Below are 17,508 nucleotides of genomic sequence, written 5' to 3' on the forward strand. Positions count from 1 at the left end.
AATGGTCACCGTATGCTCGGTACATACCTTTTCTTACAAATGTGCAATACTGTTAATCATTATCACACTCCACAATAAAAAATTAGAGGAGGAAGATTATGAAGCGTTTTCGGTTGTATTTCCTGCTATCTTCATTTGTTCTCAGCGTAATCTCCGGGTTTGCCGCACCCAAAACAGCGAACGCAGCAGAAACGGGAATCCCAGGAAACATTCTTGGAGATTATGCCGGGGTTATCCGCGAGACGTCACCCCGTTCCGATGGGATTTATCATATTGATACACCCCGTTCCATCGAGAAGATGAAAGAATTACATATCAACACCTATTATTTTCTGATTTGGCACGAAAAAACAGATTGGGATGACCTGAGAAACGAATTTTTACCGGCTGCTAAAAAGGCCGGAATCAATGTGGTCGTGTATGTTGTTCCCCCAACTGAATCAACCGGTGAGCGAAAATCCTATCCTTATACAACAGATTATCTTTCCTGGTCCAGAGAGATAGCGAAACTGTCTGTTGAATATCCTAACGTAATCGGATGGGCCATCGATGATTTTAATCATAACCTTACAACTTTCACCCCGGATTATTTGGATCAAATGAAAAAAACGTCCGAAGCGATTAATCCTGACCTGTTTTTCACTCCTCTAATGTATACCGATTCATTGAATGACTCTTTTCTTCAGACAAGGGGAGCATATATTGATGGGGTAATCATTGCTTTCAGGGATGGAATCTACCGGAATACCCAAGTATATGCATCCGAACAGGAACAAATCGACAGCGCTTATCGTTTGCTTAGCAAATATCATTTACCGTTATATTGGATGATTTACGCCTCTCAATTATCCAACACTCCTGCCAATCCTTCGGCAAACTATATTAGAGAAGCGACCCAAATCGCGTTGGAGAACATGAAGCAGGGAAAAATAAAAGGAACCATCTCCTATGTCCTCAAAAAGAATTTTGAGCCTGAGCCCAACGACGATAAGGCATATGATGACGCTGGATATTTAAACTTTTTTATTGGAAGCGGCGTCCCAAGTTCAGCCGGCAATTACACTCAGGCGACCCAACGTGTGAGGGTAAATAAGGCGGACAGCTATTCATTAACGTTTCAGACGATGAACCTTGGAGCAGACGTCTACGGTTACCATAAAAAACAGCTACTGGTGGATGGAAAGGTCGTCTGGGAACAGGATACCGCTGACATTGTTCCCGACCTCCTTTGGATCCCAGTGACGGTAGACCTGAAACCGTATCTGGCCGGCAAATCCTGGGCAGATCTATCGTTCCGTTTTTATGAGAAGAAGGGAGTAAATAACTTCTGGACGTACGCAGGTTTCGATGCACTGGAACCTGTTGGTTTTACCGTTAACAATGCAAATTTTGCCGATAGCAGCAGCTGGAATTTCTCATCTAACTATGCCGGAATCATCGGTGAAATTTTGCATTATGATGAGCAGAGACGCGAGCGCGCCTATAATCATATAAAGGTTTCCTATGCAACGTATGAATTGTATTCTTCCATTTTCTCTTCCGATGTTGAAGCTTCGACAAAAAGCAGCCTTCTTAAAAAGGCAGACAGCATCATGACCTGCCACTTTGAAGAGCAAAATGACAGGGCCATCCAGGGTCTTGACAGTTTACAAAACCAGATTGCTTCACTAAAAGGAAAGCAAATAACTGTTGATCAGGCTGAAAGCTGGGATGCCTTGATCAATGAGCTTGAGGGCTATTATTCTGCTCTATAGCCCTCTAGAAGCTTTGTCTGACTACATGATAAAACGAGCTGATCGCTGGTACATACTGGCGATCAGCTTTTTTACTGTATTTTCATCATCAGGTTTCCCAGTCCAAAGTCGATGCATTTTAATGTGGCAACCATAGGTTGCGGCAATATGCACCCATAAAGATCTTTACCTAAACATTCATGTGAGCCGCGAATCCGTTTTTAAAGGGTAGACTGGAAAGAATTATCTCGTTCGGATCCAATGTCAGAATAAACGTGAACTCTAACGCAGGTAGATAAGGCTTATTTCCTTTTTTGACGGAATAAGTCCATCGATTTATATCCTTGCGAAAGAATATCCACCATCTGGAGATAACGCTTATCCCGTGTCTGCTGTTGTTTAGCTGAGTAAATATATCGTGCCCAGTCTTTTTGATAGACTCGTGTTAACTGTTGGTAGAATTTCATTTCATTTGGATGGTTCGTTAGTAAACGTTCAACGTCTTTGATATGATCCTCATAATCCGCAACACACTGGCTTGCTGCTAAAGATTTTTTGATTTTCTTTTTCTCCCGTTTTAACCCAACAACAGTAAAAACCTCATCCATACTAACCATTCGCGCAAATTTGATATCACTGTCACCCACATATCCATCCTCTCCCACATTCAAGGCAGGAAACATTTCATCTCTATGGATAAAGGTCTTAAATCGTTTATTTCCCTTCTTCGGATAAGCAACAAAGAGATACCCGTTCTCTAGCAAAATCTGATCATTTTTCACAATGGCTTCAACATGTTGCACCATCTCATCTAACGTTTCCACAAAAATAAAAATCGCATCATGATCTTTAGACACAGCAGTCGATTGATCGGTAAAGATATGATATTCACTTAATTGATTAAGAACGGCCATGTTCTGATATTTTGTTAGCTTTAATTTATCAATAATCGTCATTGTATGCTCCTTATATATTTCAAACATTAATCTTATATCCAATTTACAACAATCTGCTGCGGAGGCGCAATACGGCCAGCCTGACACAAAAAAGTGGGGATTAGTCACAATATACTTAATTTACAATTTATTAATATCGGTTTAACGCTAGCTTAATAGTAAAGTTCTATATTGAAAAAGCTTGAGAAAATTTTTAGGGGGATCATATGTTGAAGAACAAGTGGATGAAAAAACTATTGCCATTAGCTGTACTCTCATCGGTAGGGATTGCAAGTTTAGCGAGTACACAACCAGAAGCAAATGCAGAGGAAGTAACAAAACCTGGAGAAATCAAAAATGTCATTTTCTTGATTGGCGATGGTATGGGTATTTCTTATACATCTGCACATCGCTATTTGAAAGACAACCCGGCCACTGAAACGCTGGAGAAAACCGAATTCGATAAGCACCTGGTCGGAACTCAGATGACCTATCCTGAAGATCCCGCACAAAACGTTACAGACTCAGCTGCCGCCGCTACTGCGATGTCCGCAGGTGTTAAAACATATAATGCAGCCATTGCAGTTGACAATGATGAATCAGAGGTTAAAACGGTTCTTGAAGCAGCAAAAGAAAACGGAAAAGGAACTGGACTCGTCTCTACTTCCGAAACGACGCATGCAACACCTGCTTCATTTGGTGCCCATGACATCAGCCGTAAGAACATGAACTCAATCGCAGACGATTATTATGATGAAAAGATCAACGGCAAACACAAAGTGGACGTTATCCTAGGCGGAGGAAGCAGCAACTTTGTTCGTCCAGACCGCAATTTGACTGAGGAATTCAAAGAAGACGGATACAGCTATGTAACAAACCGCGAGCAAATGACGAAGGATAAGAACGGAAAAGTTCTAGGATTGTTTGCTCCGGGAGGTCTCCCGAAAATGATCGACCGAAACGAAGAAACTCCTTCATTAAAAGAAATGACAAGCTCTGCCATCGAACGTCTGAGCAAGAACAAAAAGGGATTCTTCCTGATGGTTGAAGGAAGTGAGATTGACTGGGCAGGACACGACAATGATATCGTTTCGGCCATGAGTGAAATGGAAGACTTCGAAAGAGCGTATAAAGCGGCTATCGATTTTGCCAAAAAGGACGGACACACTTTAGTTGTTGCCACTGCTGACCATTCGACCGGCGGATATTCAATCGGTGCAAACGGAATTTACAACTGGTTTGGCGCTCCAATTAAAGCAGCTAAACGCACACCTGACTTCATGGCTGCAGAAATCACAAAAGGCGCAGATGTGGAAGCAATTTTAAAGAAATACATCGACCTTGAATTGACAACAGAAGAAATTCAATCCGTTAAAAAAGCAGCCGAAACAAAAAAAGAAACCGAAATCGATAATGCCATTGAGAAAATTTTTGATGAGCGTTCTCACACAGGATGGACGACGGGTGGACATACTGGTGAAGACGTGCCGGTCTTCGCTTTCGGTCCTGGAAAGGAACGGTTCTCCGGGCAGATTAATAACACGGATAACGCGAAAATCATTTTTAACATTCTTAAAAACAACCGGTAAGAATAGAACGAATCATACAGAAAAAAATATATCCCGTTGCTTAATAGGGCAACGGGATATTTATTGGGGGGTCATCAATGAGATCGGTAATAGTATTATTATCCCTTGCCGTCTTCCTATTCGGCTGTTCAACGAACGAACCGGCTAAAAATGAGCAGCCTGCCGAGACGAAGGGAAAAACGACAGGAACTGAAAAAAACAAACCTGAACGCAAAGGTGAAAGTAAAGATGTACACGTTCCGAATCCACAAGTCAGTGATGACCGAAACCTGACGAAAATCGGACAAACCATTGATGATTCAAAGGGCGAGATGACGCTGAAGGGGATAAAGAATGTCAATAAACATTACAATCATGAACCCATTAGCTTAACCATTAAAGATGTAAAACTTATTCATCACAAACCTGATAACAGCATGATTGACTTTTTTCATTCCTATACACACGAAGAAGAATTCGATTTCGTTAAGATTGCAGTGGAAATAAAAAATAACTCGGATAAAACGGTGAAGTTTGCTCCTGTTGCATTGATAAAAACAAGTGACGGCCAGAAAAAAATGTTCGATGAAGACATTTATCTGGAAGAGCTGGGCGGAGAGATGAAGGAAAACAGCACGAAAGAAGGAACCCTTGGATTTATTGTAGAAGAAGCAAAACAGCCGATCCAATGGGTTGAGGTTACTACAAGTGATGTGTTTAATCAAAATGATAAGTTAATCCACAAAGCCCAAACGATTAAGATAGATTTGAATCGATAATTAACTACATTTAAAAATAAACCCAAGAGATTTTTCTCTTGGGTTTTTCTGACCTGTCTGTGAAAGTTACCGGATCAGGCCTTGCCCTTTTGGAAGGAAACAATGAGCGAGGAATTATCAATGAAACGGAACCTGTATGAGGGACTAAATGCGAAATTTATAGTGTTCTTCAACTAGTATTTATAAGGGTTTTGGTGTTGCCAGGCGGCATTGGACGAACAACTCACTTTTACTAGCTTTTAAATAATTTATAATTATCATATAATAGTAGTAGATAATAAATAATTAAGATAAAAAATTGTAAGTGACATGGTTTTACCCGAGACAAAAAAGGTGTGTGACTAGGTGGCGCCTTAGTTTGGTGTGACGCCTGCATCTTTTCTGCAAATTTTAGGCGAAAAGGTTGGTAATAATGAGCAACAGAGAAGCTAAAACAGACGTTATCTTAATTGGTGCCGGAATCATGAGTGCCACTTTAGGGACTCTTTTGAAAGAATTAGTACCGGAATGGAATATTAAAGTGTTTGAGAAGCTCGACAAAGCTGGCGAGGAAAGCTCTAACGAATGGAATAACGCAGGAACGGGGCATGCGGCGCTGTGCGAGCTGAATTACACAGTCGAAAAACCGGATGGATCTGTAGATATTAGTAAAGCGATAAAAATTAATGAACAGTTTCAGGTTTCTATGCAGTTTTGGTCTTATTTGGTAAACAGCAAGCGGTTACAAAACCCACAGGACTTTATCATGCCATTGCCTCATATGAGTTTAGTACAAGGGGACCAAAATGTTACGTTTTTAAAGAAACGTTTTGAAGCGATGTCGAATAATCCTCTTTTCCAAGGGATGGAGTTTTCAGATGTTCCGGAAAAACTGTTGGAATGGATTCCGCTTATTATGGAAGGGCGTAAATTGGATGAACCGATAGCAGCTACAAAAATTGACTCTGGAACAGATGTCAACTTTGGTGCTTTAACCCGCATGTTGTTTGACCACCTAACGAGTAAAAATGTCGAAATCAACTACAAACACAGTGTTAATGATATTAAGCGTAAAAACGACGGCTCGTGGGAATTGAAAGTACGGAATCTCGACAGCAGTAGGATAGAAAGCCATACTGCAAAATTCGTCTTTATCGGTGGCGGAGGAGGGAGCCTGCATTTACTGCAAAAATCCGGTATTCCTGAAGGAAAACATATTGGAGGATTCCCTGTAAGCGGAATCTTTATGGTATGTAATAATCCGGATGTTGTAGCTGAGCATCATGCAAAGGTATACGGCAAAGCGAAGGTTGGTGCTCCGCCAATGTCGGTTCCGCATCTTGACACACGATTTATCGAAAATAAAAAATCATTGCTGTTTGGACCGTTTGCCGGCTTCTCACCAAAGTTCTTAAAAACGGGTTCATTGTTGGATTTAGTAACTTCCGTAAAACCGAACAATGTCTTAACGATGCTGGCGGCAGGCGCAAAAGAAATGTCATTGACAAAATACCTGATCCAGCAAGTGATGTTATCGAAAGAGCAGCGCATGGAAGAGTTACGGGAGTTTATACCGAATGCTAAAACGGAGGATTGGGATTTAGTGGTAGCGGGCCAACGTGTGCAAGTGATTAAAGATACAGAGGCTGGCGGTAAAGGAACACTTCAATTTGGTACCGAAGTGATTACTGCCGCTGATGGCTCCATCGCAGCATTACTGGGCGCTTCTCCAGGTGCTTCTACGGCCGTTCACGTTATGCTTGAGGTAATCAAAAAATGCTTCCCGCAACATACGAAAGAGTGGGAACCGAAAATCAAGGAAATGATTCCTTCTTACGGCGTGTCACTGATGGAAAACCCAGAGCTTCTGCAAAAAATTCATACTTCAACAGCGCAGACGCTTGGTTTTGGCGAAAAAGAGATGGTCTTTAGTTAATTCCTTAGATTTAAAAAAAAGTTGCGAACCTTCGATCTCTCTTTGGATTGAAGGTTTTTTTAATCACAAATCAAAAAAAGAAGGGTTCATATGAACTCCTTCGTTTAAAAATGCCTGCCGGAAAATTTTCCGATAAAGTATTTATCGACTTTCTTCCGGTAGCTTTGTATCCATTTATGTTGTCTTTTCACAACTACATTTACTTTTACATCATTAATGAACTTTTATAGTATCAAAAACGCCCTCGAAGTCTTCTTCGTCTTTTGTAGCGCCTATCATCTTTTAATGAATAAAATCAATTGTGGCTGTTTTCTTTTGACCTTTCCCGTCCTGAAATTCCGGTTTTAATACATTTAAACCGTTAAGGTCAAATTCATGATGATTGGGCACCTTCAAACAGAAGTCATATTTTATGTCTGATAGTTCTGTTCCTTTGACATGAGCCGACCTATTAATGTCGAAAATTAGAAAGTGCTGCTTGTTAATCTCTACAATGTTCACTCAACGATTTTTTAAAACACTAAGAATATTATTAATAAGTTCTAATTTCGTTAGTTCTAAATTAAGACGTGCAGAGTCTTTTTTTATTACTTCCTTCTTTGAAATAACATATCACACACCTCCGTGTGTAAAACTCTTAATTGAAAAACGAAAAGACACAGGATACGAATTTTATACAAACAGTGAAAAATATCAAAGGTTGTCTAAAAAACAGTTATGTGACGAATGATATAAAAGGGAATAAGTATGTTGCCGGTGGGAAATCAAGAAATAGATGTGAAAGAGGCGAGATTGAATGATTACCTTCAAGAATATCGGAAAAACCTATGCAGATGGATTTCAAGCGCTGAAAAATATTAACTTAGAAATTAAGGAAGGGGAGCTTGTTGCTTTAATTGGACCTAGCGGCTCCGGAAAAACAACAACTATGAAAATGATTAACCGTTTAATAGAGCCATCTCGCGGCGAAATTTTAATTAACGGAGAAAGCATATCCGAGAAAGACCCTGTCCAGCTGCGCAGGAATATTGGATATGTGATTCAGCAGATCGGTTTGCTGCCGCATATGAGCATCGGGGATAACATATCCCTTGTTCCCCGCTTAAAAGGGTGGAAAAAGGAACAGTATGAAAACAAAGTCGATGAATTGCTGGAATTGGTCGGCTTAGATCCTGAAACCTTCAGAGATCGTTTTCCTTCCGAACTTAGCGGGGGACAACAGCAAAGAGTAGGAGTGGTTCGAGCGCTGGCAGCTGAACCACCGATCATCTTAATGGATGAACCATTTAGCGCATTGGATCCGATCAGCCGTGAACAGCTTCAGGATGAGCTGGTTAAGCTTCAGGATACCATTAAAAAAACGATTGTGTTTGTCACTCATGATATGGATGAAGCCATCAAAATTGCTGACCGTATCGCTATTATGAAAGATGGTGTAATTGTTCAGTTTGATACACCTGAGAAAATCCTTCGTCATCCAAAGGATGATTTTGTGAAAGGGTTTATAGGTGAGCAGCGTCTGGAAGCTGGATTAAATGAACAGCTAACTGCTTCTGACCTTATGATCAATAAAGTTGTAACGGCTAAGCCAACAAGAGGATTGGCTGAAGCATTAAAAATGATGAAGAAATACAGAGTGGACACCCTGCTTGTCACCAATTCACAAAATGAACTCCTTGGAATTGCCACTGTGGAAAATGTAGAGCGCTATTACTATGAAGAAGATAAGACATTGCAAGATATTATGAACCAGGAAGGTCCAACTGTTCAGATTGACTGCCCTTATACGGATGTGGCAGAAGTATTCGCGACAGAAGGTGTTTCTCTAATCCCGGTTCTTCAAAATGAAAAATTGGTTGGTTTAATAACGCGTTCCACAATGATGAGAGGATTAGCGGGGATGAAACCAGCAGGACCAAGGGAAGGAGAAAATGTGTAAATGAATGATCAAGGCTTTTTTAGTTTATTATTAGATACATTTAAGACAAGATATCCAGAAATATTAGAAGGGTTGCAACAGCATTTAGTACTTTCGGTTGTATCCATTTTAATAGCTTCCATAATAGCCGTGCCACTTGGGATCTATATATCCCGGAGGAAAAGAATAGCTGAGCCTGTTATAGGCATTACTGCTATCTTTCAAACCGTTCCTAGTTTAGCGCTGTTTGGATTTCTATTGCCCTTATTCGGCATTGGCAGTACCACTGCGATCATTGCCTTAACGGTTTACGCCCTGCTCCCTATTTTAAGAAATACATATACCGGAATTACAGGTGTAGACCAATCTGCAGTGGAAGCAGGCAAAGGAATGGGAATGACAAAGAATCAAATTCTTAGAATGATAGAACTTCCCCTGGCATTGCCTATTATTATGGCAGGGCTTCGAACAGCCACTGTATTAACGATTGGCGTGGCAACTCTAGCGGCATTTATCGGTGCAGGAGGTTTAGGTGATTTAATTTACAGGGGGTTATCCACAACACGCAATGAGCTCGTATTAGCAGGTGCTATTCCAGCAGCTCTTCTGGCCATTATCATTGATTTGATTTTAAAACGTATCGAAATCGCTAGTGATCCAAAGGTTATGAAGAGATTTTCTTGGAAGAAGGCATCCTTCATTGCCATTCCTCTTTTAGCTCTTATCTTGTTTTTGGGGCTGAGAGGCGGAACTTCTGAGGATACAGTTGTGATCGCTGGGAAGAAATGGACTGAGCAATACATTCTTCCATACATTATTTCGGAATATGTCCAAGAAAAAACAAATTATAATGTCAAGGTGGAGGAAGGCTTAGGGGAGACCCCAATATTGACGGAAGCCATCAAAAAAGGGGACATCGACATGTTTGTTGAATATACAGGGACAGGATTACTGACCATACTCAAAGAAAAGTATTCTCCTGATTCGAGTGCAGATGAAGTTTATGACAAGGTAAAACAAGGCTATAGTAAAAAGTATCAGCTGGAGTGGCTAAAACCCTTTGGTTTTGAAAATACGTACGCATTAGCATTGAATCAGGACACCTATAAAAAAATGGGAGTCAAAACGATATCGGAGCTTGCTCCGAAATCTTCACAGATCACGTTTGGCGGTCCAACGGAATTTTATGAGCGTGAAGATGGTTATGACGCTTTTGTGAAAACCTATAATCTTAAATTTAAAGATAAAAGAAGCCTCGATCCAAATCTAATGTATTCAGCTGTAAAAGAAGGTAAAGTCGATGCCATCCCGGCTTACACAACAGACGGAAGAATCCTGCGCTTCAATTTACAAACATTAAGGGATGATAAAAAATTCTTCCCCCCTTATTATGCAGCTCCTATCGTAAGACAGGAAACACTGAAAAAGTTTCCTAAACTGAAAAAGACAGTAAATGAGCTCGGTGGGAAAGTCTCTGAAAAAGATATGGCCAAAATGAATGCAAGAGTTGATCTTGATAAAAAGGATCCAAGAGATGTGGCACGGGAATTCCTGAAGGAAAAAGGCCTGATTAAGTAAACATTAGAGTTGATGCCCTATCGTGCAAAACAAACCCGCTTTGTAATAAAAGCGGGTTTGTTAGTGTGGGTCCGCCTCCTGCCATTGAAGAGGGAGTATTTTCGTCCATTGACGCTAGGAGTTTTTATTGAGCATTACTTTTGTCATGCCTGCTGAATCTCTTTTTTTGTAAAAACAAATTGAAGTGATATACACTAATTAAAGAAGAGGTGATCAATAATGGAATTTTTAATGAAAGACAATGGGTTTCAGAGTCAATTTGAATATGGGACACTCGACATATCAGGGGATGAGCAATTTGGTTTCAGGCCTTATCAGTTGATGGTTTCGTCTGTCGCTGTCTGTAGCGGGGGAGTGCTGCGCAAAGTACTGGCAAAGATGAGAATAGAGGTTACTGACATCACGATAAAAACGGAAGTGGTCCGTAACAAGGAAGAAGCGGACCGGATCGAAAGCATTCACATGCACTTTATTTTAAAAGGCATAGGACTCATTCCAGAACGAATTGAAAAAGCTTTACGGGTTACGGAAAAAAATTGTTCGATGGTCCAATCGGTAAAAGGAAGCATAAAAATTACGGACTCCTTTGAATTATCTTCCAAGAAATCTCTCTGATATTCTGTGGCTGTCATCCGTTTAGCCGTATTGACGATTTTTATGGTCATTTTTGCGCTGCTTCGCGCGGAGCAACTGCCAGGTGAACGTCTTCGCTTGGGTAACACGTAATTCATCTACCTTTGCCCCAGTGATGCCGCTTTGTCTCGGCCGGTGGGACATTGTGAAATTTTATTTGAATGTTCATCCGGTCTGGATAGGAATGATCATTAATATCCTGACGATTATGTCTGCCAGTTTGATTGATAATGCCGATGAGTGGAAATGGAGTTTTTCTGTCAGCAGTTTCGCGGTCTATTTATTAGAGAAAGACGGTTCAACAGAAATTTCGTAGACGGTATAACACGTCAGGCGAGCCGGTTATTGTGAGAGAGGAGGAAGGGATGGAAATCCCTTCTTTTTTTATTCGAATCGAAATCGAACACACTCCAGGATCTTTGGAGCAAGAATAGTAGAAGGCCGATTGCTAGAAATGGTCCAAAACAAACTGTTTAAATTTTTGAGCGGCTGGTGATAAATATCTTCCCTCAACCCACGCAATCCCAATTGCGCGTTGGCACTGCGGGCTTTGGATGGGTATTTGTGTTATTTTACTTTGGTCTGTTCCCTTTAAATTCGGCAGAATTGAAATTCCCAGCCCCGCAGCGACAAGCCCGGCAACGGTGTCTGCTTCCTCTCCCTCAAATGTGATTCTAGGTGTAATTCCTGCTGCTTTAAACAATTGCTCGATGGTGATACGAAGGGAAAATCCTTTTTTTAAATGAACAAAAGGTTCATCTGCAATTTTTTCTAATGTGATCTTTTTAAGGTTTGCGTATTTATGGTCTTTAGGGACAATGACAAACAGTTCTTCATTCCAAAGCTGTTTCCACACAATGGGTGATCTAATCTCCATAGGGGCAATCAAACCCAGATCAAATTCCCCTGATTGCAGCTGATCAATTAGATGATGGGAAGGCCCTTGGCCGAGTCGAAAGTTGATTTTAGGATAACACTTACGAAAAGAGGAGAGTAAATCAGGTATATGACTTGTACTTAAAGTGTGCAGAAAACCAATCGACACTTCTCCCTGCTCAGGATCAAGCAAATCTTGAAGCTCTCGTTTGCCTTCATAGAATTCTTTCATCATATTATCCACACGCTTTAAAAAGATATGACCATATTGATTTAATCTAATGGATCGACCCTGTCGTTCAAATAAGGGCACACCTATTTCATCCTCAAACCGGGTAATCGAACGGCTAAGGGCTGGCTGGGAAATTGACAGGGCTTCCGCGGCATGAGTTACATGCTGCATTCGTGCCAGTGTTTGAAAATATTCAAACTGTTGCCATTCCATTCTTTAACACCACTTTCCATCGGATTTATTCATTACACAGATGCATAAAAAACATTAATATAATGAATTATACTACATAAGTAGTCGGTGGTACTATAAAAACAAGGAATCATGTTTTTCACTTAACATTTAAAGGGATGATTGATGATGCAACAAATGGGAAGTCAAACGAATGGAGCGATTGTAGGATGAGTTATATTCAACAAGGTACACCGATCTTTCGCAGAACCAGTATGGCTTTCTTTGCCGCTGGTTTTAATACTTTTGCCATTCTTTATTGCGTACAGCCTTTAATGCCCGAATTTGCTGAAGAATTCAGGATTACCCCCACTACGGCAAGCCTGTCTCTATCGATAACAACCATCGTGCTTGCATGTAGCATGCTGATTTTTGGTTCTTTGTCCGAAGTATGGGGCCGCAAGCCCATCATGGTCATTTCCATGTTCGCGGCTTCAGTGTTTTGTATTCTTTCAGCGTTCAGTCCTGATTTTCACTTTCTTCTTGTGTTAAGAACGATTGAAGGAATTTCATTAGCAGGCCTGCCCTCCATTGCAATGGCTTTTCTTGGGGAAGAAATAGAACCCAAGAGTCTTGGAGCAGCTATGGGTCTTTATATATGCGGCAATTCAATTGGCGCTGTTTTTGGCAGGGTATTCACAGGTATGTTGAGCGATTTCTTTAACTGGCACATTGCTATAGGGGGAATCGGGTTTATAAGCTTGGCTGCCACATTCGTTTTTTGGCATAGCCTGCCACCTTCCCAAAATTTCAAAGCTCGGCCATTAAAAATTGGGAAGTTAGTTCAATCTTTAATTGAACACCTGAAAGATCCCGGCCTCGTCAGTTTATTTTTAATGGGCTTTTTACTATTAGGAAGCAACGTGGCATTATTTAATTATGTCGCCTACGTTTTACTCGGAAAGCCCTATTCGCTAAGTCAAACATTTGTAAGTTCGATATTTTTAATCATGATCATCGGAATGTTTAGCTCTGTCTGGACAGGAAAGTTGTTCGATCGTCATGGTAAGCAAAAAATATTATTCATAAACTTATTGATTGCGTTAATCGGCGTCTGTCTGACTTTGGATACTATTTTATTAATAAAAATACTTGGGCTTGGAATGTTTACATATGGCTTCTTTGGAGGCCATTCGATTGCAAGCAGCTGGGTAGGACAACGTGCAACAAAAAATAAAGCACAAGCCTCTTCCTTATACTTATTTCTTTACTATACTGGCTCTAGTGTGGGAGGAACACTGGGAGGGTTATTTTGGTCCTCATTCGGTTGGGGAGGAGTAATCAGCATGAATGTTGGCTTTCTTTTCATGGGTTTTATCCTTTGGGCGTTCGTTTCGAAAATTGTGCAAAATTCGAAAAAAAATGCCGAGGTAGCCTAAATTGTTTTAATAAAATCATGTGATTCTGTGAAATAACCTATTCAGTAAGAAAAGTAACACGATTAGTGTTACTTTTCTTACTGAAAGGGAGTCATTTGTTTCGGTTCAGCGGTGGGATGGCCAGGACCCTTGCATTTTTCTGATTTGTATAATTTGGCCTGTATGGTATGCATCATGAAGCATGATGTCGATTAGCTTCGCCTCAAGGGAATTTTGGTCAAGCTCTTCGACGGAAGTATTACTAAGTATTTGTCTTAAACTGCGTTGAACGTCTTCGGCGCGTTCAACGACTTTTTTCCATTCCTTGTCGTCATTCGTTTGTTCGGTGAGAGAAAAGGTTTCATTACCGTCGAGATGATTTGTCCATTCACGGCCTTCCATGTTTGCTGCAAGTCTCTCTTTGTAATAGATGAGGTGATTAACGTTCTCCCAAATGGTTTTGGTCGCCTCTCCAGCTGGCCTCCAGTTAGCCTGTTCTGCCGTGATTCCCTCTATTGCATGCCTGAACGGCGCATACCAGCTCTCCTTGTCGAATGTTGTATCCAGCACGTTTAAGAGCAAGCCCCTTCGATTCAAAGTGATCTCCTCCTCGAAATAATCAATTTTCAGAGTTATAGGAGAAGTGTACCATTATGAAAGAAAATTTGGCAATATTTTCATGGGTGAGTCTCAGCATAAGACAAGACTTACCAGAGCTTATTCGCTTTATTCTCCATTGCTTTCAATCAGATTGACCATGTGGGCGTAGGCATCACCAGCTAAAAGAGCAGCTGTGACTAGAATCGCCTCTGACAGCTCTTCTTTTGCGGCTCCGGCTTTTTGAGCAGACGATGTATGGTCTCTAATGAGATGGTTTGACTTCAAGCGTATTCGGTCTGCATCCCTCAATTTAAAGAATATTTTACCTCTTCATTTTTACCCCTTAGGTTATAAAAAATCTGTCGAATATTATCCAAACAACACTCTTTTCGTTTTAAACACGAATAGCATCGTGTAAAGAAAACAGATCTGAAACTTTTGGAAAACTATTGTGATGAAGTGATAAAAGTGAAGGGGGATAATATGAGATCGAGATTTCAACGCCAAAAGAGAAAAAAGCTGCATGTAAGTCTGAACGCCTTGATTTGTATCGTATTGGTCCTAATATTTGTTGTAGCAGGAAATATAATATGGGGAGACAGCAATGAGGCATCAACCAATAACCAACAAAACCAAACCAGAAGTGAAAGTGAACAAAGTAACCAACAAAATAATGACACCACGATCCGAAAAGATAAAGAGACGGATTTAAAAAAACAAGATATAAAATTGAGGGAAAATAAAAAAACGAAAGAACAGCAAGAAGCTAAGAGAATCCAGAAAGATTCCGAGGAAGCTAAAAAAGAACAAAAAGCTCAAAAAGACAGAGAGGAACAGAAAGCAAAGGATGCCAGGAAAGAACGTGAGCAGCAAAGACCTCAAGACGAGAAGAGAGTGACAGGATCTGGGGCGTCGAAACCCATTGGAACGAGTCAGACTGGACCACATACTTCAAGTTATGTTAAGGGTTCAGTGGATTGGAACGAAAAAGTAAAAGCGATCCAAATGGCAACAGGTCTAGGGGACAACATGAACATCTGGCGTATTGAAAATGGCGGGGGACCGCAAAAATCGGTTGGAAAAGTGAGCCCTGATGGCGAAGATAGCTGGATGTATGTTGTAAATCTTGAGTGGGTTGATCAAAAAGGTTGGAAAATAACAAGTGTTAGTAAACAAAATCGATGATTTCATAAGGCGAATAAAAGACCTCTAATATCAAGTGAATATAGAGCAGTCATAACTCCAAGATTACAGCCGTGGCTACCCACAAACTCATCTTGTTGAAATGTCCTATTTTCTTGATAAACAAAAAGGAAAACTCCACCAGCGTTAACCGCGGTGGAGTTTGTTATATTTAAATTACCGGCTCACAAAGATGGAATGGCTAGTTTTTTTGGTTACCATCCGTCTGTTCTTTCATTGTCCGTACAAATGATTAAACCTTTCCCCTCCTCGAGTTTCTTCTCATATCTTTCTGCTTCGGTGGTTGAAAGACCCATTTCTTTAAGTTTTGATACCAAATGACCTGGGTTGCTATCGAACAATTGAAACATGCCGTTAATGCCCAATTGGCCCCTGCCAATGGTTTTGACTTCAGCTTCAGTTGCCAAACGGTTGACGTTATTATTTTGGCGGGTCCATATATAAATGCTATTTTTGTCAACACCACGGCTCTGTAATTCTCGAACGTCATTGACCAATTGACCGCTACTGTCATATTCACGTACGATTGGTTTGATATCCATGATTCTTCTCCCTTCTCCATTATCATCTTGTTTTCCAAAGATCTAAACAAAGTTCCAGAAAGTCAGAAGCAGGGTATGCCAACAGAATGGCCGCCAAGGGATGGTGGAAAAAGCATCAATCGGAGATTCCGGCAATTTTATTCTCTTATACATCAGCTTCTCTTGCCGGAATATAGAGAGAAACAGAATCAAGTGGATTCCAATTATTATCATACAATTGAAAATGAACCAGGCGGCCGTCCTCATTATAAAAAGAATGTCGGGACCCGACTATATTTCCGTTTGTATTGTAGAGATATTTCGTTATTGACACGATTTTTTGTTCTTTTATAAACTCTTCTTGTTCTCTATTAAGTGCATTCTCTCTGTACTCTTTCCACTTTTCTACCGGCAGTGTTTTTTGGTACAGTCTTCGATTGCTAGTATATACTTCTAATACGATGGAATTAGGAATCATTGTCTTTTCCTCCTTCCGTACATATCAATTTATAAATTCCCTTATTTTCCGAACGTCAAACGTGTTTGTCCTTACTTCCCTTATATTTTAATTAAGCTAGCTCAAAGGAGAACGAATTAGGCTATTATTATTAATGTCCATCCGATGCAAAGTCATCTCTTCCTCGAACTAAAAACCGTTCCTGTTCTCGATCGCCTTTTTTGTAGCCCTCCGTTCAGCTTTGGGTTTACGTTAACAGCCTTTGTGGTAATGGTGCAAAGAGACTTATAAGGAAGGCGTGTTAAATGTATAAATATTTGGCGTTTACTTTACCGATTGTGTTTACTGCCGTTTTGTTTACCGTTGATACCAGTGAAAAAACAAAATCTCAGAGAACATCACCCGCAGCCAATATGAATACAACCCAAGCTTCAATAAAAACGCTATCGAATGTGGTCATTTCAACCAATCAGCTTGCAGGAAGCGGCAAGGACATTTTGTTCGAACAGATTATTGCTACGGATGGAATATTCCCCAATCAGCGGGCATTGGAAGAACAGAGTCCAAATGATAAGCCAGCGGTAAAAAAGATGTCTCTGACTCCTCAAAATAGCAGCAAGTCAAGGGAGGGGAAGTCAAAAAAACAAAAGCCTATTATTGATGAAGATAAGCCGAAAAAAGAAAATAAACAAAAACAAATAAAACCGCCAAAATCCTCAGGACAAGCAGAGGAGAAGGCAATCAAACGGCCAAAACCTTCTGTTAAACAAGATAGGCCAATGAAAGCAAAGCCTCCGGTTAATCAAGGTAAGGCAGAAAAAGATAAAGAAGATACGAAAGCGATAAATTCGAAGAAGTCGGGAGTTCCAGCAGAGGAGAAGGCGAACAAACCACCAAAACCTCCTGATAATCAAGAAAAGACGAAAAAAGAAAAAAAGCGGCGAAGCCAATAAGCAAAAGTCGAATAAACA

Annotated in this window: 17 protein-coding genes; 11 read left to right on the plus strand and 6 right to left on the minus strand. The window is 40.5% G+C overall.

Annotated features, from left to right (window positions below; translation table 11 throughout):
- Positions 1-98 precede the first annotated feature (98 nt).
- Positions 99-1,754: a hypothetical protein gene (locus tag QYF49_RS07250; protein WP_290398910.1), complete on the plus strand. Its 1,656-nt coding sequence runs from the start codon at positions 99-101 to the stop codon at positions 1,752-1,754.
- Positions 1,755-2,035: 281 nt separating this feature from the next.
- Here the strand turns inward: QYF49_RS07250 and QYF49_RS07255 are convergent, their stop codons facing one another.
- Positions 2,036-2,689 (minus strand): YdeI/OmpD-associated family protein, encoded by a 654-nt coding sequence (locus QYF49_RS07255; RefSeq protein ID WP_290398911.1) that lies wholly within the window; start codon positions 2,687-2,689, stop codon positions 2,036-2,038.
- 206 nt (positions 2,690-2,895) lie between these two features.
- On the opposite strand from QYF49_RS07255, the gene QYF49_RS07260 reads away from it, so the two are divergent.
- The 7 genes from QYF49_RS07260 to QYF49_RS07290 all read left to right on the plus strand — a co-directional run bounded on the left by QYF49_RS07260 (position 2,896) and on the right by QYF49_RS07290 (position 11,375).
- Positions 2,896-4,257, plus strand: coding sequence for an alkaline phosphatase (locus tag QYF49_RS07260; RefSeq protein WP_290398912.1), 1,362 nt, complete (start codon positions 2,896-2,898; stop codon positions 4,255-4,257).
- Positions 4,258-4,334: 77 nt separating this feature from the next.
- Entirely contained in the window at positions 4,335-5,015 is a 681-nt protein-coding gene (locus tag QYF49_RS07265; RefSeq protein WP_290398913.1) for a DUF4352 domain-containing protein, read from the plus strand.
- 412 nt (positions 5,016-5,427) lie between these two features.
- Complete coding sequence (locus QYF49_RS07270; protein WP_290398914.1) at positions 5,428-6,930, plus strand: malate:quinone oxidoreductase; 1,503 nt, start codon at positions 5,428-5,430, stop codon at positions 6,928-6,930.
- Between the two features lie 796 nt (positions 6,931-7,726).
- Entirely contained in the window at positions 7,727-8,869 is a 1,143-nt protein-coding gene (locus QYF49_RS07275; RefSeq protein WP_290398915.1) for an ABC transporter ATP-binding protein, read from the plus strand.
- Positions 8,870-10,426: an extracellular solute-binding protein gene (locus QYF49_RS07280; protein WP_290398916.1), complete on the plus strand. Its 1,557-nt coding sequence runs from the start codon at positions 8,870-8,872 to the stop codon at positions 10,424-10,426.
- Between the two features lie 219 nt (positions 10,427-10,645).
- The gene (locus QYF49_RS07285) at positions 10,646-11,041 is read left to right on the plus strand and encodes an OsmC family protein (RefSeq protein WP_290398917.1); all 396 of its coding nucleotides are present in this window, start codon (positions 10,646-10,648) and stop codon (positions 11,039-11,041) included.
- An 82-nt stretch (positions 11,042-11,123) separates the two neighbouring features.
- A complete protein-coding gene (locus QYF49_RS07290; protein ID WP_290398918.1) occupies positions 11,124-11,375 on the plus strand; it encodes a hypothetical protein in 252 nt (83 codons plus the stop codon).
- A gap of 132 nt (positions 11,376-11,507) precedes the next feature.
- Here the strand turns inward: QYF49_RS07290 and QYF49_RS07295 are convergent, their stop codons facing one another.
- Positions 11,508-12,380, minus strand: coding sequence for a LysR family transcriptional regulator (locus QYF49_RS07295; protein ID WP_290398919.1), 873 nt, complete (start codon positions 12,378-12,380; stop codon positions 11,508-11,510).
- Between the two features lie 188 nt (positions 12,381-12,568).
- Here QYF49_RS07295 and QYF49_RS07300 point away from each other — a divergent pair, with 188 nt between their 5' ends.
- On the plus strand, positions 12,569-13,777 hold the full coding sequence (locus QYF49_RS07300; protein WP_290399077.1) for an MFS transporter: 1,209 nt from the start codon (positions 12,569-12,571) through the stop codon (positions 13,775-13,777).
- Positions 13,778-13,882: 105 nt separating this feature from the next.
- Here QYF49_RS07300 and QYF49_RS07305 read toward each other — a convergent pair whose 3' ends face one another.
- Both QYF49_RS07305 and QYF49_RS07310 read right to left on the minus strand, forming a co-directional pair.
- Positions 13,883-14,353: a DinB family protein gene (locus QYF49_RS07305; RefSeq protein WP_290398920.1), complete on the minus strand. Its 471-nt coding sequence runs from the start codon at positions 14,351-14,353 to the stop codon at positions 13,883-13,885.
- A 129-nt stretch (positions 14,354-14,482) separates the two neighbouring features.
- On the minus strand, positions 14,483-14,641 hold the full coding sequence (locus QYF49_RS07310; RefSeq protein WP_354005804.1) for a hypothetical protein: 159 nt from the start codon (positions 14,639-14,641) through the stop codon (positions 14,483-14,485).
- A 183-nt stretch (positions 14,642-14,824) separates the two neighbouring features.
- Here QYF49_RS07310 and QYF49_RS07315 point away from each other — a divergent pair, with 183 nt between their 5' ends.
- Positions 14,825-15,541 (plus strand): YrrS family protein, encoded by a 717-nt coding sequence (locus QYF49_RS07315; RefSeq protein ID WP_290398921.1) that lies wholly within the window; start codon positions 14,825-14,827, stop codon positions 15,539-15,541.
- Between the two features lie 212 nt (positions 15,542-15,753).
- On the opposite strand, the gene QYF49_RS07320 is transcribed toward QYF49_RS07315, so the two are convergent.
- Entirely contained in the window at positions 15,754-16,101 is a 348-nt protein-coding gene (locus QYF49_RS07320; protein WP_290398922.1) for a YflT domain-containing protein, read from the minus strand.
- A gap of 145 nt (positions 16,102-16,246) precedes the next feature.
- Entirely contained in the window at positions 16,247-16,558 is a 312-nt protein-coding gene (locus QYF49_RS07325) for a hypothetical protein (RefSeq protein ID WP_290398923.1), read from the minus strand.
- A 284-nt stretch (positions 16,559-16,842) separates the two neighbouring features.
- Here QYF49_RS07325 and QYF49_RS07330 point away from each other — a divergent pair, with 284 nt between their 5' ends.
- Positions 16,843-17,490, plus strand: coding sequence for a hypothetical protein (locus QYF49_RS07330; protein WP_290398924.1), 648 nt, complete (start codon positions 16,843-16,845; stop codon positions 17,488-17,490).
- Positions 17,491-17,508 lie beyond the last annotated feature (18 nt).

Source organism: Fictibacillus terranigra (assembly GCF_030412265.1).
Lineage (GTDB): Bacteria > Bacillota > Bacilli > Bacillales > Fictibacillaceae > Fictibacillus_C > Fictibacillus_C terrinigri.

Coding starts and splice junctions, on each gene's coding strand:
- QYF49_RS07250 (WP_290398910.1), top strand. CDS start 99: ATGAAGCGTTTTCGGTTGTATTTCCTGCTATCTTCATTTGTTCTCAGC.
- QYF49_RS07255 (WP_290398911.1), bottom strand. CDS start 2,689: ATGACGATTATTGATAAATTAAAGCTAACAAAATATCAGAACATGGCC.
- QYF49_RS07265 (WP_290398913.1), top strand. CDS start 4,335: ATGAGATCGGTAATAGTATTATTATCCCTTGCCGTCTTCCTATTCGGC.
- QYF49_RS07285 (WP_290398917.1), top strand. CDS start 10,646: ATGGAATTTTTAATGAAAGACAATGGGTTTCAGAGTCAATTTGAATAT.
- QYF49_RS07325 (WP_290398923.1), bottom strand. CDS start 16,558: ATGATTCCTAATTCCATCGTATTAGAAGTATATACTAGCAATCGAAGA.
- QYF49_RS07275 (WP_290398915.1), top strand. CDS start 7,727: ATGATTACCTTCAAGAATATCGGAAAAACCTATGCAGATGGATTTCAA.
- QYF49_RS07280 (WP_290398916.1), top strand. CDS start 8,870: ATGAATGATCAAGGCTTTTTTAGTTTATTATTAGATACATTTAAGACA.
- QYF49_RS07320 (WP_290398922.1), bottom strand. CDS start 16,101: ATGGATATCAAACCAATCGTACGTGAATATGACAGTAGCGGTCAATTG.
- QYF49_RS07300 (WP_290399077.1), top strand. CDS start 12,569: ATGAGTTATATTCAACAAGGTACACCGATCTTTCGCAGAACCAGTATG.
- QYF49_RS07260 (WP_290398912.1), top strand. CDS start 2,896: ATGTTGAAGAACAAGTGGATGAAAAAACTATTGCCATTAGCTGTACTC.
- QYF49_RS07330 (WP_290398924.1), top strand. CDS start 16,843: ATGTATAAATATTTGGCGTTTACTTTACCGATTGTGTTTACTGCCGTT.
- QYF49_RS07295 (WP_290398919.1), bottom strand. CDS start 12,380: ATGGAATGGCAACAGTTTGAATATTTTCAAACACTGGCACGAATGCAG.
- QYF49_RS07270 (WP_290398914.1), top strand. CDS start 5,428: ATGAGCAACAGAGAAGCTAAAACAGACGTTATCTTAATTGGTGCCGGA.